The organism is Gleimia hominis (assembly GCF_002871945.2).
Taxonomy (GTDB): Bacteria; Actinomycetota; Actinomycetes; order Actinomycetales; family Actinomycetaceae; genus Gleimia; species Gleimia hominis_A.
On the sequence record NZ_CP126963.1, the window covers coordinates 1,151,350 to 1,167,067 of the forward strand.

Annotated in this window: 16 protein-coding genes and 1 tRNA gene; 7 read left to right on the forward strand and 10 right to left on the reverse strand. The window is 58.1% G+C overall.

Features of this window, described 5'->3' with window-relative positions; all coding sequences use genetic code 11:
- Nucleotides 1–76 precede the first annotated feature (76 nt).
- Complete coding sequence (locus CJ187_RS05150; RefSeq protein ID WP_102217136.1) at nucleotides 77–1,090, forward strand: DNA recombination protein RmuC; 1,014 nt, start codon at nucleotides 77–79, stop codon at nucleotides 1,088–1,090.
- A 29-nt stretch (nucleotides 1,091–1,119) separates the two neighbouring features.
- On the opposite strand, the gene CJ187_RS05155 is transcribed toward CJ187_RS05150, so the two are convergent.
- On the reverse strand, nucleotides 1,120–2,130 hold the full coding sequence (locus CJ187_RS05155) for a 4-hydroxy-3-methylbut-2-enyl diphosphate reductase (RefSeq protein WP_233187412.1): 1,011 nt from the start codon (nucleotides 2,128–2,130) through the stop codon (nucleotides 1,120–1,122).
- Between the two features lie 149 nt (nucleotides 2,131–2,279).
- Between CJ187_RS05155 and xseA the strand changes: the two genes are divergently transcribed.
- Together xseA and CJ187_RS05165 are read left to right on the forward strand one after the other, a co-directional pair.
- Complete coding sequence (gene xseA, locus CJ187_RS05160; RefSeq protein ID WP_102217182.1) at nucleotides 2,280–3,590, forward strand: exodeoxyribonuclease VII large subunit; 1,311 nt, start codon at nucleotides 2,280–2,282, stop codon at nucleotides 3,588–3,590.
- Nucleotides 3,583–3,837, forward strand: a complete 255-nt coding sequence (locus CJ187_RS05165) for an exodeoxyribonuclease VII small subunit (protein WP_102217138.1) — start codon at nucleotides 3,583–3,585, stop codon at nucleotides 3,835–3,837. The genes xseA and CJ187_RS05165 overlap by 8 nt, the downstream gene beginning before the upstream one ends.
- A gap of 146 nt (nucleotides 3,838–3,983) precedes the next feature.
- On the opposite strand, the gene CJ187_RS05170 is transcribed toward CJ187_RS05165, so the two are convergent.
- Nucleotides 3,984–4,751 (reverse strand): isoprenyl transferase, encoded by a 768-nt coding sequence (locus CJ187_RS05170; RefSeq protein ID WP_102217139.1) that lies wholly within the window; start codon nucleotides 4,749–4,751, stop codon nucleotides 3,984–3,986.
- Between the two features lie 166 nt (nucleotides 4,752–4,917).
- Between CJ187_RS05170 and trhA the strand changes: the two genes are divergently transcribed.
- Both trhA and greA read left to right on the forward strand, forming a co-directional pair.
- Nucleotides 4,918–5,610: a PAQR family membrane homeostasis protein TrhA gene (gene trhA, locus CJ187_RS05175; RefSeq protein ID WP_102217140.1), complete on the forward strand. Its 693-nt coding sequence runs from the start codon at nucleotides 4,918–4,920 to the stop codon at nucleotides 5,608–5,610.
- A 190-nt stretch (nucleotides 5,611–5,800) separates the two neighbouring features.
- Nucleotides 5,801–6,280, forward strand: coding sequence for a transcription elongation factor GreA (gene greA, locus CJ187_RS05180; protein WP_102217141.1), 480 nt, complete (start codon nucleotides 5,801–5,803; stop codon nucleotides 6,278–6,280).
- Nucleotides 6,281–6,440: 160 nt separating this feature from the next.
- Here the strand turns inward: greA and CJ187_RS05185 are convergent, their stop codons facing one another.
- Nucleotides 6,441–7,805, reverse strand: coding sequence for an AI-2E family transporter (locus CJ187_RS05185; protein ID WP_284667102.1), 1,365 nt, complete (start codon nucleotides 7,803–7,805; stop codon nucleotides 6,441–6,443).
- A gap of 295 nt (nucleotides 7,806–8,100) precedes the next feature.
- On the opposite strand from CJ187_RS05185, the gene msrA reads away from it, so the two are divergent.
- A complete protein-coding gene (gene msrA / locus CJ187_RS05190) occupies nucleotides 8,101–8,730 on the forward strand; it encodes a peptide-methionine (S)-S-oxide reductase MsrA (protein WP_102217142.1) in 630 nt (209 codons plus the stop codon).
- Nucleotides 8,731–8,751: 21 nt separating this feature from the next.
- Here the strand turns inward: msrA and CJ187_RS05195 are convergent, their stop codons facing one another.
- From CJ187_RS05195 to CJ187_RS05205, 3 genes are all read right to left on the reverse strand, one after another.
- On the reverse strand, nucleotides 8,752–9,159 hold the full coding sequence (locus tag CJ187_RS05195) for an FKBP-type peptidyl-prolyl cis-trans isomerase (RefSeq protein ID WP_102217143.1): 408 nt from the start codon (nucleotides 9,157–9,159) through the stop codon (nucleotides 8,752–8,754).
- A gap of 58 nt (nucleotides 9,160–9,217) precedes the next feature.
- Entirely contained in the window at nucleotides 9,218–10,132 is a 915-nt protein-coding gene (locus tag CJ187_RS05200) for a Bax inhibitor-1/YccA family protein (protein ID WP_102217144.1), read from the reverse strand.
- A gap of 83 nt (nucleotides 10,133–10,215) precedes the next feature.
- Nucleotides 10,216–10,289: transfer RNA gene (locus tag CJ187_RS05205), tRNA-Leu, on the reverse strand.
- A 142-nt stretch (nucleotides 10,290–10,431) separates the two neighbouring features.
- Here CJ187_RS05205 and nhaA point away from each other — a divergent pair.
- Nucleotides 10,432–11,820 (forward strand): Na+/H+ antiporter NhaA, encoded by a 1,389-nt coding sequence (gene nhaA / locus CJ187_RS05210; protein WP_102217145.1) that lies wholly within the window; start codon nucleotides 10,432–10,434, stop codon nucleotides 11,818–11,820.
- A gap of 75 nt (nucleotides 11,821–11,895) precedes the next feature.
- Here nhaA and CJ187_RS05215 read toward each other — a convergent pair whose 3' ends face one another.
- From CJ187_RS05215 to eno, 4 genes are all read right to left on the reverse strand, one after another.
- Nucleotides 11,896–12,825: a Ppx/GppA phosphatase family protein gene (locus CJ187_RS05215; protein ID WP_102217146.1), complete on the reverse strand. Its 930-nt coding sequence runs from the start codon at nucleotides 12,823–12,825 to the stop codon at nucleotides 11,896–11,898.
- Between the two features lie 30 nt (nucleotides 12,826–12,855).
- Nucleotides 12,856–13,446 (reverse strand): DUF501 domain-containing protein, encoded by a 591-nt coding sequence (locus CJ187_RS05220; RefSeq protein ID WP_102217147.1) that lies wholly within the window; start codon nucleotides 13,444–13,446, stop codon nucleotides 12,856–12,858.
- On the reverse strand, nucleotides 13,436–14,104 hold the full coding sequence (locus tag CJ187_RS05225) for an FtsB family cell division protein (protein WP_102217148.1): 669 nt from the start codon (nucleotides 14,102–14,104) through the stop codon (nucleotides 13,436–13,438). The genes CJ187_RS05220 and CJ187_RS05225 overlap by 11 nt, the downstream gene beginning before the upstream one ends.
- A gap of 168 nt (nucleotides 14,105–14,272) precedes the next feature.
- The gene (eno, locus tag CJ187_RS05230; protein WP_102217149.1) at nucleotides 14,273–15,553 is read right to left on the reverse strand and encodes a phosphopyruvate hydratase; all 1,281 of its coding nucleotides are present in this window, start codon (nucleotides 15,551–15,553) and stop codon (nucleotides 14,273–14,275) included.
- Between the last annotated feature and the right edge of the window lie 165 nt (nucleotides 15,554–15,718).

Sequence of the window (15,718 nt, forward strand, 5' to 3'; positions counted from 1 at the left end):
CCACCCCAAACTGGGAACAGCCGTCAAACCACCCCCCCTATTTGGCACCACTAGACCAACTTGATTCAATAACCATATGGAAACTGCAACGTGGATAATCGCCCTAATATGCCTGCTAATCGGCAGTGCAGTCGGCTACGCGCTCGGACGCTCCCGCCCCCACACCGACACCACCCCAACCCCACCCGTTGACCTGGGCCCGCTTCACGACTCCATTCGCACCCTTGGCCAACACGTGCAACACATGGAAGTCACGCAAGGACAGAGCATGGGCACATTTGGGGAACAACTGCGTCAAACCCAGAACCTCAACCGGATGATCCTAGAGGCAACCAGCGGGCTGGACTCCGCATTGCGACAATCCCCCAAACGGGGCACGTGGGGTGAAGTTAGTTTGCGGCGCGTGCTGGAAGCTTCCGGTTTAACCCGCCACATAGATTTCGAACAGCAGGTCTCTGCAGGTGGGAAACGCCCCGACGTGGTGGTGCAACTCCCCGCAAAATCAAGCTTGGTAATCGACGCGAAAGTCCCCCTAGACGCCTACCTGAAAGCCCGTGAAGACGACGAGCAATCCGGCACCTACATGCGCGAACACGTGCGGGCAGTGCGCCGGCACGTGCAAGAACTCGCGCGCCGCACCTACCCGCAACTAGTGGAAGGCAGCGTGGATTCCACCATCATGTTCCTGCCCTCCGAAGCGCTTGTCGCCGCCTCTTTCGACGAAGACCCCACGCTGTTTGAACAAGCACTGAGCGCCGGCGTGATTATCGCCGGGCCCGCTTCCCTCATGATTTTGCTGCGTTCAGTAGGTAGCCTATGGGCCCGACAAGAAGTTAACGACGACGCGCAGGCTCTACTCGAGCTCGGCAACACACTCGTTGACCGTTTAAATGTGGTGACGAACCACCTGGTGAGCCTAGGCGACAGTATCCGCGCCGTCACCAAACACTACAACGCAACCATCGGGTCGCTTGAAGGTCGCCTACTGGTCACCGCCCGCAGCATCCGAGCAGTCTCAGACCGGGTTGCGGATACTCCCCCGAATGTGGACGAGCCGTTGCGCCAACCGAAACCGCAAACCGACAACTAACCAGCCCGCCCCCAGGTGTGGCTGCTTGTTTAGCAGGTGTGGTCGGGGCCCGGCACGCGTTTCGCCCCAGCCCCGGTTTTCCCTGCAGTTTGCAGTTTTGTCCGGAGGTTGCGCGGTAACTGGAACGTAATGGTTTCCGTACGGGTCTTTACCTCTTCCACCTGCGGGTAGCCTAAGCCCTGTAGTTTCTTGATTACGTCGCGCACCAGGATCTCAGGGACAGAAGCCCCGGACGTCACCCCCACGCAGCGGGCGTCGGCAAGCCAATCCGCATCTAACTCGCTGGCCTTATCAATCCGATGGGCCGCAGGGGCACCCGCGTCGAGCGCCACCTCCACGAGCCGCACCGAGTTAGACGAGTTCGCAGACCCCACCACGATCATCACATCCACGTTCGGGGCGATTCTCTTAACCACTTCCTGCCGGTTCTGCGTGGCGTAACAAATATCGTCACTGGGCGGGTCAATCAGGTTCGGGAACCGCTGGCGCAACCGCGCCACCGTTTCTTTCGTTTCGTCCACACTCAGCGTAGTTTGCGACAGCCACACCACCCGATCAGGGTCCCGCACCTGCACCTGATCTACTTCCTGAGGGGTACCAACCACCTGTATGCGTTCAGGTGCTTCTCCCTGCGTGCCTTCCACCTCTTCGTGCCCCTGGTGGCCGACCAAAATGATGTCGTAATCATTCTTCGCGAAGCGAATAGCTTCCTTGTGCACTTTAGACACGAGAGGACACGTGGCATCGATCGTACTCAGGTTCCTGGCCGTGGCTTCGCTGCGCACCGCGGGAGACACCCCGTGGGCTGAGAACACCACGCGCGCGCCCTCAGGCACTTCATCAGTCTTGTCTACAAAAACCGCGCCCCGTTCACTGAGGGTCTCGACCACATAGCGGTTGTGAACGATCTCTTTACGCACGTAAATCGGTGGGCCGTAAAGATCCAATGCTTTCTCTACCGCATCCACCGCTCGGTCCACGCCCGCACAGTAGCCACGCGGAGAGGCCAGCAGAATTTTCTTCCCAGTCGTTTCACTCACGCCTCTTAATCTACCTTCCGACACAGTTTTTCTCTGCCCCACATCCGTCTGACCATTAACCTCACAACAACCGTAAAGCAGCCAGCCGATATCCACAGCACAGGCAACATAGGTAATGCGCGTGTGAGATAGTGGGAGGCGTGGCAGAAATGAAACCGTTGGCGAAAATGGCGCGCGACACGACGCGGGATAATCCGTGGCCCCTGCATTTGCTGAGCGAGAATATTAAAGCGTATGTGGAGCGCATGTCGGAACTGTGGGTCGAGGGGCAAGTGGTGCAGTTCAACGAACGTCCGCCCACAAAAATGTCGTTTCTAACTATCCGCGACGTGGACGCCGACGTGTCTATGGACATGACCGCATTTGGCACGGTGATCGCGCAAACCCAAGGCAACTTGACCGCGGGGTCGCGGATTGTGGCGCGCGTAAAACCAGTGTTCTGGACCCGCTCTGGGCGGCTCAACCTGCAGGCAAAAGAGATTCACCCGGTGGGCGTTGGCAACCTACTGGCGCAAATCGAACAGTTACGCAAAAAACTCGACGCAGAAGGATTATTCGCAGCCTCCCGCAAGAAACCACTTCCGTTTCTACCACGCACCGTGGGCCTCATTTGCGGGCGGAACGCGAAAGCGAAAGACGACGTGATTGTTAACGCGCGACTGCGTTGGCCCGCAACCAAGTTTGAGATTCGTGAAGTTCTGGTGCAGGGCCCGCAATCTGCTGCGCAGGTGAGCCGTGCGATCACGGAACTAGACGGGCTGGAACACGTGGATGTGATTATTGTGGCGCGCGGCGGCGGCTCCGTGGAAGACCTACTGCCGTTTTCGGAGGAGGTTGTGGTGCGGGCCGCGGCGGACGCGCACACCCCGATCGTGTCCGCGATCGGCCACGAAGGTGACGCACCACTACTGGACCTGGCGGCGGACCTGCGCGCGTCCACCCCAACGGATGCGGCGAAAAAAACGGTACCTGACCTGGAGGCGGAAGGTGACGGGCTGGCGCAGGCACGCGCGCGACTGCGTCAAGCAGTACTGGGACGCATCGGGGTGGAACGCAACCACCTCGACCTGCTGACCTCCCGTCCAGTTTTCACTTCCCCAACCGCCTCCCTGCAAGGCCACCGCGCCACCCTTGAGCAAGCGCTAACTGGCCTGCGCAACACCGCGGGCCAACGCCTGTCTGCCGCCCGCACCCAGTTAGCTTCCGCCCTGGCATCACTGCGAGCCATGAGCCCTCAAGCGACTTTGGAACGCGGATACTCAATTTTGAAAGCCCCCGGAAAGGGTGTGCTCACGGACGCGGCGCAAGTGAAAAAGGGGGAGATTCTGCAAGCGACACTGGCTCGCGGATCAATGATCGTCACAGTGTTCGGCACCAACCCCGGCGCAGAATCTGACCCGGGCCCGCAGGCTTTAGCGACAAATAAAAATACGGATACGAAAGAGGACATTCATGACTGACAACAACCAAGCACCCGAAGTGGAGCAGCTATCGTACGAAGCTGCGCGCGACGAACTAGTAAGCATTGTTCGCAAACTAGAAGGGGGACAAGCCCCCCTCGAACAGACCCTGGCGCTGTGGGAACGCGGGGAAGCACTAGCGCGCCACTGCGAATCCATCCTCGACAGTGCACAAACCCGCATGGAAGCGGCAACAAAAGCGGACACCCCGCAACCAACCACAGAGCCCGAGCCCGCACAACAGTAGCAGCGACGACCCAATTGCAGTACTCGCTGCGTGTCCACACCGAGCTAGCAGCGACGACCCAATTGCAATACTGACTGCCGTTCCTCGCCACCGCAGCCCCGAACTCGCCCCGCGCTAGTGCGCCGACACAGTCCCGCGGGGAATACCTACTTACCCATGCGTCGTTCCCGCTGCGCGTAATCGCGCAGGGCCCTCAAGAAATCAACGCGACGAAAATCTGGCCAGTACACCTCGCAGAAATAGTATTCCGAATGGACGGACTGCCACAGCAGGAACCCCGACAAACGCTGCTCCCCCGACGTGCGGATCACCAGGTCCGGATCCGGTAGGCCCCGCGTGTACAGGTGGTCCGCAATGTCGTCAACCGTGAGCACATCCGCCACCTGGTCGATCGTCATTCCCTTTGCAGACTGATCACGCAGTAACGACCGGACTGCGTCCGTGATCTCGTGCCGGCCACCGTAACCAATAGCTACATTCACCGTCATCCGGTTATCCTGACCTTCAATCTGATTCGATTCCACCGTTTCGCACAGGGACTGCGCCACCGATTCGGGCAGCAAAGACATGTCCCCTACCACGCGTAAATGCCACCGCCCATCCGCAGCTAAGTTCGCGAGCGTGTCCGAAATAATCGCGAGCAACGGTTCCAGCTCTTTATGGTCCCGTTCCAGATTGTCCGTCGAAAGCATCCACAGGGTAACTATTTTCACCCCGGTTTCTTCTGCCCACTGAAGCACTTCCGTTACTTTATCCGCCCCTTTGCGGTGCCCGTAAGTAGCCGCGTTACCTGCCTGTTTTGCCCAACGCCGGTTCCCATCCAAAATGATGCCGATGTGTTTGGGGATGCTATCACTCGCCAGTTGCTTCACCAGCCGGCGTTCGTAAATGCGGTACAGCAGATGATTCTTCACGCTTCCCCCAAACTTGATCGGTTACTCACCCTTATTTTACTGGAGGATCAAAATATATCTGAGGTCTCGAAACTGAACCTAAGTTACGGTACCGTAAGTTATGGGTCTGTGCTGGATCCGAAGACACGATTCTTGAGGTCAAAACGAACCAGAAAGCAGGTGTTTCATGACAACCTACCGCCACCCGTGGCGACCGCACTTCACAGCGGCGCGCGCTCGTGTAACGGCAAAACCTTTACTGCGCGGCTGGATCCACCTAGTTGCCACCCCACTGGCGTTCGCAGCGGCGCTCGTCCTGCTGATCCTCGCGCCCACCACTCCCACGCGGTGGGCTTCCGTTGTTTACCTGGCCTCCACCCTCCTGCTGTTCGGCGTGTCCGCTCTTTACCACCGTTTGTACTGGGGGCCGAAAGCGCAGCAGCTGCTGCGGCGTTTTGACCACTCCAACATTTTCTTACTCATTGCTGGCACTTACACCCCCATCTGTGTTGCGCTACTAGAAGCCGGAGCGGCTACACGCGTGCTGAGCATCGTGTGGATCGGCGCTGCTTTAGGCATCGGCACCGCCGTGTTTTGGCCGAGCGCGCCACGCTGGTTCGTCACCCCCATTTACGTGGTGCTCGGCTGGGTTGCATTGTGGTACCTACCCGCCTTGTGGCACACCGGAGGCGCCGCAATCGTTTGGCTTCTTATTGCCGGAGGGCTTTCCTACACCGTGGGGGCGCTCGTGTACGGGTTCAAGTGGCCCAATCCCTCGCCTCGCGCGTTCGGTTTTCACGAGATTTTTCACGCATTCACGGTCGCCGGCTGGGTGTGCCACTGTGTTGCTGCTTACCTGGCGGTACTCACCGCTGTTTAAACCACCTCAAGAGGCGGTGGGTGTCAACACCGCCCGGGTAAACCTGCTAAGGTATTGACCGTTACTAAACGCGAGGTCCCGTTGGGGCCTCGCTTTTAATCACCAATAAGTCAAACCACCCACTAGGGAAAATGACGCACGGCACGGAGCTGATCTCTGATTGCCCTGTTAGAAGTATTAGGAGGTCTTGATGGCAGACAAGACGTGGCTCACTCAAGATGCGTACGAGCATTTGAAAGAGGAACTGGAATACCGCTCCACGACCTTGCGTAACGAGATTACGAAGAAAATTGATAACGCCCGGCAAGAGGGTGATCTGAAGGAAAATGGTGGTTACCACGCGGCTCGGGATGAACAGTCCATGAACGAGACCCGCATCCAGCAGCTGGACACGCTCTTGCGGGAAGCAGAAGTTGGGGAAACTCCTGCGGATGATGGCGTCGTAGAACCCGGCATGATGGTCACCGCAGAAATAGCTGGGCAAAAGAACGAGTTCCTACTGGCCACCCGCATGGCCGGCACCGGCCTGGGCGTGGAAACGTACTCCCCTGACGCACCTCTTGGGCAAGCCATAATTGGCGCCAAGAAGGGAGACGAAGTTAGCTACTACGCCCCGAACGGTAAAGAAATCTCAGTGAAGATCATCAACGCCGTCCCGTTCAAAGGCTAAAGCAAGTATCGGCTTGCGGGCAGCTGAAAGGCTGCTCATTGGCCGCTTAAAAGCCAAAAATACAAGTAAATGAGGCGGAGATTAAATCTCCGCCTCATTTCTATGCTCATTTTAAGAGCGTTTTCTGTGCGTGTTTTGAAAACGACCGTACTCTTACCGGCTATTCTTCTTTCGTTGCTTCCTCATAGGCCTGCGGGTTCACAGGTTTCGCATCCGCTTCTTCCGTTTCCGGATCCACCTTCATCATCTTCGGATCGTATGTCCCCCGTACCAGGTCGTCGAGCTCACCGGGCTTACCCCCGGGCCGGTCCTCTTGGGTAGCGACCTCCGGGAACTTGTCGTAACCATGCAGGTACAGCACGGACGTGTTGACAAACGCCAAGATCGGCACTGCGAACAACGCCCCGGGAATACCGAACATGAAGCCACCGGCAGCCACCGCCAGCAAAACCGCAATCGGGTGCAAAGACACCGCGTTTGACATCAGCAGAGGATGGAGGAAGTTCCCCTCAATCTGCTGGACCAGCAAAATCACCACGAACATGATCACAGCGGTTTGCAACCCCTGGTCCACAAGAGCAACCATCACCGCGATCGCCCCCGTAGAAATCGCACCCACAATCGGGATGAACGCACCGACGAACACGAGCACAGCCAGGGGAATCACCAGCGGTACGTTCAAGAAGTAGGCGCCCAACCCGATACCGACCGCGTCGATTGCTGCCACCAGAATCTGCGTGCGCGCGTAAGAGCCCAGCGTTATCCACCCTCGGATCGCGGATTCGTGTACGGGCACGCGCGCCCCCTCAGGAAGAATGCGGACGAACCACAACCAAATCCGACGGCCTTCTTTGAGGAAGAAGAACAGGCAGAACAGGGCGATCAACAACCCCGACAGAACGGTCCCAATCGACGCCGTTACCGACAGGGCACCGGATGCGAGTTGAGATGTGTTCGCCTGTACCCACTGCGTAATCTCGTCAGTGGCCTGCGCAACATAACTGTGAATAATGTCTGCATTAAGCCCCAGATTGCTTTGCGCCAGCCAATCCAGGATCTCCCGCACGCCCTGCTGTGCGCGCTGGGCGAGCGTACCCACCTGCAGAATAATCTGCGTGGATGCAACCGAAATCAACCCGCCTACGAACCCGATACCAAGCAGCAAACTTACGGCTGCCGACAGGGTTCGGGGGAAATGCAGGTAGTGCTGTAAGAACCGGTTCACCGGGTCCAAAAGCACCGCGAACAGTAATGCCAACAGAACGGGAATAACGATCTGCGTGAGGTACGACAGCAGGTACCCACCGACAGCGACCGCCGCGATAACCACTAGGAAACGCCACGCCCACTCGGCGCTCATCCGCAGTGACCGCGGTACTGTCTCTTCCGGTTCCGCGAGTTCACCCTCGTAAACAACTCGCTGCACAACCCGCGGTTCTTGTCTGCGCTCACGCAGGTCCGCATACTTTTTTTTGAAGGGCTGAAGAAACTCCGCAAGAGTCGGTTTGGACTGTGGTTCTTGCACAACGCCTCCGTATTGACTGGTCATTAACTCTAGTCAAGTATAGCGGCGTTACCGTAGCCGCTAAGTACAGATTTACATTTGAGACGGGTTCCGCCAGCAAATTAGATGAACCACACACTCCAATTCCGACTAGACCCGTTCATGCACTCGCCCGGTACCGTCTCGGCTTGTACCGTCTGCGCCTGTTGCTAGCACCCGCAGGGTTCCGCCTCGGCCTGTTCCAAGTAACCGGAAGCGGGGATTTAGCGGTAGTCTTAAGCCACGTCGTTTAACCATCAATTTTTGGAGGTTCGAAATGGCCACACGCGAGGGATCAATTCCGGGGACTGACCGGCCGGTGAACGCCGCGCCCGGTAACCACCCCGTGCTGGGTACCCCTATCGACGGTCCGTGGGCGGATCCGCACGAAATCCTGTACGTCGGGATGGGGTGTTTTTGGGGTGTGGAACGCATCTTTTGGAACGTCGACGGGGTGATTGCCACCGCTGCGGGCTACATGGGTGGAACCACGAAGAATCCAACTTACCGAGAGGTTTGCACGGGCGCTACGGGCCATGCGGAAGTTGTGCGCGTGGTGTACGACCCGACCCAGGTCAGTGCCGCCCAGTTGATGAAGGTGTTTTGGGAAAACCACGACCCCACGCAAGCAGATCGGCAGGGAAACGACATTGGCGGTCAGTATCGCTCATGCGTGTTCTGCACAACTGACGGGCAGCTACAGGCCGCGCAGAAGACCCGCGACGCATTCCAGAAAGTTCTGGCGGACGCGGGCCACGGGCAAATCACAACCGAAATTACGACAGCTACTGAAGCGGGCCCGTTCTACCTTGCAGAGGGCTCACATCAGGCATATTTGCATCACGTACCCGGTGGGTACTGTAACCACGGACCAAATGGAATGACGTGCCCAATCGGCATCATTTAATCCGCGCAGATTTTGGTTAACCTACCGCTGGTTTACTTTCACCACGTCCGTTACGAACAGGAGCGTGTCCCCTCCTTTAATACCAGCCTGAGGTACCCCGGCGTCACCGTAGCCCATCTCCGATGGGATCGAGAGGACAACTCGGGAGCCTTCCCGCACTCCCAACAGGCCCTGATCCCAACCGGGGATCACCATTCCGACACCGACGGTGAAATCTAGGGTTTGCCCGCGATCGTACGAGTTATCAAACACCTCACCGCCAAAAACCTGGCCCAGGTAGTGCGCGGAAATCTGCGAGCCCGCGGTGACCTCTGGGCCCGCACCCTCGCGGATCACATCCACAACCAGCACGTCCGGAGCCTCGTCCACTAAGAACTCAACAGTTGGTTTGCGCATGAAGTTGTCAGATACATTCACAATTTCACTCATGGGAACTCCCCTCGTTTATCGGTTTATATAGGTCTAGTTATCGAGCAGGCGCGTGGCCCTAGTTATCGCGCAGGTACGAAAGCAGCCGCAAGATCTCTAAGTACAACCACACGAGGGTCACCATAATGCCGAACGCAACCCGCCATGCATACACTTTCGGAGCCCCCGCCTCAACGCCGCGCTGGGCCACGTCGAAATCACCAATCAGGCAAATCGCCCCAAGCACGACTGCGACCACCCCTACGAACACCCCAATTGGGATGCCAAACACGGTTTGATTCGAGATCGGTTCCGAAATAACGTTCGTGGCCGTCAAGATCAGCGAGAGCACACGGTAGCCAATTAAACTGAGCAGACCGATGAGGGCAATCCGGCTGAGCTTGGCACTATTGCGCACGCGCCCAGACTTAAACAGAACCAGCGTCACCGCGGTAACCACAAATGAAGCCAGTACTGCTTGCACCACAATCCCGGGGTAAGTGGTTTCAAAAACAAATGAAACCCCACCCAAACTCATCCCTTCTGCCGCGGCATAGAGGCAGATGAGAATCGGGGAGATCTTCTGCTTAAAAATGTTCACCATCGCAAGCACAAAACCTGCGATCGCACCCACCGCCAACATGGCCATACCTGCGCCCAGGTTCGCAGCTGCAACCAGCCACGTGACCGCCGCAGCAGCAACCACTATCGCAAGCATAGAACCAGTTTTTACGATCACGTCGTCATACGTCATGACCCCGCGATCCACCGCATCCGCAGATGGAGCGTAGTACGCGCTCTGGACCTGCTCGAAATCTTCCTCCGAGTATCCCGCCGACGGTTCCGCCTGGGCTCGCCGCCCAAATCGCCCCTGACCCGACGTCTGATTCTGCTGGCCCGAACCTCCAGGTTCGTATCCTGGCATCGTCGGATACCCCGCCGGAGTGCGGGACGTAAACGTTTTTTCGAGCGAGTTCATTACCGGGTTTGCCATCACTGCCCTTTCCCTCGAGAACAAAATCTTTCAAGCATCTACGAGAAATATACAAATCCAACCTGGAAAACCGCTAAAGACAGTACCCCCAGCCGGGTTCGAACCGGCACTGGATCGGGTTTAAGCCGATTGCCTCTACCAATTGGGCTATGGGGGCGTGGTTTCTATTGTACAAATTTGAGGCCTATAAGTCTCATTCGTGATTACGCTCTGAGTGGACGGCGCGTCAAAGGGCAAGAACCATTAGTATTAGTGGGTAGATTTTAACGAGCGCAAATATTGACGGAGGGGTTAGCACCATGTGGTCCGACGGGAAACGACACTGGAGATTCGAAGCGGACCCCTCAATAATCCGAGCTTCTCGACACAATCAAGGGGTTTTACGCAAAACGCAACGCCCCTACATGTCAGCAGCTGCGCGCCGCCACCGGTTCACAACCGACCCGCGCCGCGAACTTAGTTTTGGCGAGCGGATCCGTTCGATCCCCAATGCGTTCACACAGGCCACGAAGGACGAAACGAAAGTTGGGTTACTTTTAGTTGCCGCCGCACTACTGGCTTTGGCGTGGGCAAACTCACCTTTTTCTGGGATATATGAGGCAATCGCCAACTACGAAATCGGGCCCGCTTCGTTGCACATGCACTTGCCGCTAAACTCGTGGGCTGCCGATGGGATTCTGACCATCTTCTTCTTCGTAGTAGGGCTCGAGTTGAAAACCGAGTTCGTAACCGGTGCGTTGCGGGACATTCGCGAAGCTGCCCTGCCGATGCTCGCCGCGTTCTTCGGCATGGTGGGGCCCGCATCCGTGTACTTACTAACGCAAGTGCTCACTGGTTCCGAGGCGTACCACGGGTGGGCGATTCCCGCGGCAACAGACATTGCGTTTGCAGTTGCCCTACTGGGCTTATTCGGTAAGGGCCTACAGCCCGCGGCCCGCACGTTCCTACTTACCCTCGCGGTGGTGGACGATCTGCTCGCCATCATCGTGATCGCAGTTGCCTACTCGACCGGACTGAACTTCATCGCCCTCGGCTGCGCCCTTCTGGCAATCGTCCTGTTTGGCGTGCTGGTACAAAAACGCTTCATGCACTGGTGGGCGCTCATCCCGATTGCGGTGATCGCGTGGGGATTCATGCACGTATCCGGTGTGCACGCCACCATTTCCGGGGTTGCGATGGGCCTGCTGGTTCCGGCGGCGCGGCGCAGGCGCGAACCCCAGTGGTCGCATCACCTGGCGGAAAAACTGAACCCGATTTCCGCGGGGATCGTGGTTCCGATCTTCGCGTTCTTCGCCGCTGGGGTAGACATACGTTCTTCCGGTGGGATCCACGAAACTCTGGTTGATCCGGTTGCACTGGGGGTCTTGTTCGGCCTCCCCATCGGTAAACTACTCGGAATCGCAGGTTCCGTGTTCATCCTCACGAAATTTACTCGCCTACGTTTGGGCGCGGGCGTGGACCAGGGTGACATTAACGCGATTGCGCTACTGGCGGGCATTGGCTTCACAGTCGCTCTGCTGGTGGCCGGGCTGGCATTCCCAGAGGGCAGCACGCACATTCCACACGCAAAACTGGGCGTCATGCTCGGTACCGCATCCGCCGCAATCTTCGGTGGGTACGCAGTACACCGGCGCGCCAAGCTACACGCCCGTGGCCCAGCCGCATATGCGCGGGGCACGGTTCGGTAACCCGAGCGGCACGGTTCAGCACAACCTAAGCGACACAGCCCGGAATATGCCGGCTGAGCTTGTGAGGGGACGGGTTTACCGCGAGGAATCCGCGTGAACTAACGAGAGGGCGACGCCGTCGAGAATATCGTTTTCTGAAACGATGATCTTCTGAGTGCCCGCACGGGTTTCGAGCCGACGCACAATCGCACGCCAAATCAGTGCGCCACCCCCGATCACGTCGGCGCGGCCTTTCGCCATGTAACCCAGCTGTGCTTTCTGCTCGACAGGCGTGTCGATCATGTACGCGCACGAACGCAGCATTTGCTCAACGCTGTGCACGGAACCGTGTATTTTCTGCGGTTCATACTCACTCAGGTCTAACGCGTGCGCCGCAATTGTCGTTACCGTTCCCGCAACCCCAATCACGGTGCGTACCCGCGAGAAATCCAGTTCGTCATCGGCCTCACGCAGTAAATCATCCACGAACTCAATCCCACTGCCAGCTGCAAGACGTTCCGTTACTCGCACGGAACCCATATTCGTTGAAACCGCTTGAACCTGCCCGTGGTCACCAACCACAAACTCGGTCGATCCCCCACCGATATCCACCACCAACGCTGGTTCGGCCGCGTCCCTCAAAGTAGAAAGCGCACCTGCGTAAGACAGCCGCGCTTCCTCTTGGCCTTTTATTACCTCAGGGGTGACGCCCAGTACCTCACGCATTTTGGATTTGAACTCGGCTGCATTTTTCGCATCCCTACTCGCGGACGTGGCGACACACCGGATATGCTCCGAATCCACCCCGTACTGCCGGCAGGTGTGTGCGTACTGGCGTGCGGCAGCAACTGTGCGCTCAATTGCGGCCTCACTCAAATACCCGGTTCGGTCCACACCTTCACCCAACCGCACGATTTGCATCGTACGTTCCAGGTCGTGCCACTTACCTCGCTGTTCGTACCCCACGAGCAGTCGGATCGTATTAGTCCCACAATCCACCGCTGCCACCGGGATTGGCTTACTCAATCTCTACCCCCAAGGTTTTAACGTGCAACGCTACTTGTCCGCGCACTGATTTGGGTTCCACAGGCCCCGCTCTTCCATGCGTTTTAACGCCATGTCCCCAATCGGGTTAACTCCCGGGCCCGCTGCGAGTGCGTGGCCCACCAGCGCGTGCAAACACTTTACCCGCGTAGGCATCCCACCTGCAGAAACACCACTTATCTCCGGTACTACCTGCACTGCATCTCGAGCCTGCAAGTACTGCTCGTGCGCCCGGCGGTACTTAGCTTGCAAACCTTCGTCCGCCCGCAACTGTTCGTTTAACTCGTCCATCCAATGCTCGGCTTCTAGCACTGAACAGGCTTTCACCGCTGCCGGGTGAGCTAGGTAAAACATGGTTGGGAACGGCGTCCCATCGTCTAAACGCGGCGCTGTCGCCACAACCGCCGGAGCCCCGCACGCACACCGGGCAGCCACCTTCAGCACTCCCCGAGGTTCGCGCCCCAACTGCTCACGCACAGCTTCTAAGTCTGCCGCACTGATTTGCCCCGATGCTACCCCCGCGGTTCGCTTCTGTGCTTGCGCTGGAGGCCTGCCCTGGTCCTCATTATTAATAGCATTAACTGGAGGGCGATTACTGCTCATCTGCGGCATCCTTCTTGATTTTTGGCATCACGGTGGGAGGCGGCACGGTCAACTGGTCTGGTTCGGCCGCCATCTTCACGGTGTCACTGACCACCAAGTACCAGGGTTTCGCAGGTCCATCCTTCGCAGCTGGGCGGGTGGCTTCAAACGGCTTGTTCAGATCCTCCCCCGCATCCACCACGGAATACTGCGTTTCCCCCGGCTGCACGTACCCCAGGCGGGCTCGTGCCTGCGCGGCAATGTAGTTCTTGTCTTTCCACTGCTCAAGTTGCGAACGCAGCTGCGCATTATCGTGCGTCGCCTGCTCAATCTGCAGTTGCACATTCTTCTTTTCCCGCAGCTGCTCCCACCGCAGGTGAATGGGATCAACTACCGCCAACAGCGCGAGAATCACCAGCAGCGCCACCCCCAGGTTTTTGAACGGAACCTTCGTCGGATCCGGTTTCGGTTTCTCCCGCTCAACCCGCGGTACCTTGAGGCTGTTGACCGCTTTGACGCGCTGTTTCCCAACCGGTGGGCCCGGTTTTTTACCCGCCTTCGCGCGTTTCCACCCGCGCGTGGGGGCACTGATAGACGCTGGTCGCCCCGTTTGCGCACGAGGTGCACGCGGCCGTGGGGTGCGGGGGCGGCGTGCCGACTGCCTCGAGTACTCAGACATACCGGTAGTGTCTCACCTTCCACTGCGGTCCCTCTAGGCGGCGCGCGCTCGGATCAGAAGATAGGCTTCTGAGATGATCGCCACGCGCAAGCAGGCGCGCCGCCTCACTCGGAGACGGCGCGCCCAGCGTCGCTAGACGACGCTCTTAAACCAAACGCAGGTTTGTGCTTAGAACTTCGCGCGGGGGAACGCGGTGTGTCCCGCGTACTGCGCTGCGTCACCGAGCTGGCCCTCAATGCGTAGCAGCTGGTTGTATTTAGCTACGCGCTCAGAACGAGCAGGAGCGCCCGTCTTGATCTGACCGGAGTTCGTTGCCACAGCCAGGTCCGCGATCGTCGTGTCCTCAGTTTCACCACTGCGGTGCGACGTCATCGTGTGGTAGCCCGCGCGGTGAGCCATGTCGATGGCGGCGAGGGTTTCAGTTAGCGAACCAATCTGGTTCACCTTGACGAGCAGAGCGTTCGCCGCTCCCATCTCAATGCCCTTCTTCAACCGCGCCGGGTTCGTTACGAACAGGTCGTCACCCACCAGCTGCACACGGTCGCCGAGCTCCTTGTTCAGCGAAGCCCAGGCGTCCCACTCATCCTCAGAGAGCGGATCTTCAATGGAAACCAGCGGGTACTTGGAAACTAGTTCCTCGTAGTACTTCACCATTTCATCCGTGGTCTTAGCAGCGCCCTCAAACTGGTAGGCACCGTCCTTAAAGAACTCGGTGGAGGCCACGTCGAGTGCCAACGCCACGTCCGAACCCGGCTTGTAACCAGCCTTCTCGATCGCTTCAATAATCAAGTCCAACGCAGCGGAGTTCGAATCGAGGTTCGGGGCGAAACCACCCTCATCGCCCAGGCCGGTAGCGAGCCCGCGTTCACCGAGTACCGCTTTCAGCTGGTGGTAAACCTCCGCGCCCCAGCGCAGTGCTTCGCGGAAAGTGGGAGCACCCACCGGTGCGATCATGAACTCTTGAATGTCCACGTTCGTGTCTGCGTGCTCACCACCGTTGAGGATGTTCATCATCGGAACGGGAAGCACGTGGCCGTTTGGCCCACCCAGGTAGCGGTACAGTGGCAAGCCAGCGGAGTTAGCCGCAGCTTTCGCAACCGCGAGCGAAACCCCGAGGATTGCGTTGGCCCCCAGTTTGCCTTTGTTGTCCGTTCCGTCGAGGTCGATCATGATTTCGTCGATGCGGCGCTGCTCAGCAGCATCCTCATCAATCAGCTCAGGAGCAATCACCTCAATGACAGCGTCCACAGCTTCCTGAACGCCTTTGCCCTGGTAGCGTTCCTTGTCACCGTCGCGGTGTTCAACTGCCTCGAAAGCACCGGTGGATGCGCCCGAAGGCACGTCCGCGCGGGCCGTGGTACCGTCCTCAAGCTCCACTTCAACTTCAACAGTGGGGTTGCCGCGTGAATCTAGGATTTCACGAGCGCCGATTGCTTCAATAAGTGCCACAGTCTATCTCCTTCTTTTGGTTTGCGATATCGTCGCACTACTTATACGTTATTACGTTTCTGGCCGCGGTGAAAGCATAGGCAAGGTTTTCCCCGCGCCAGCCCAACCGAGGTTAAAGGTGCGCTGGGTAACTAAAGCCCATGGTCCCAGCTCAACTCGGATTTA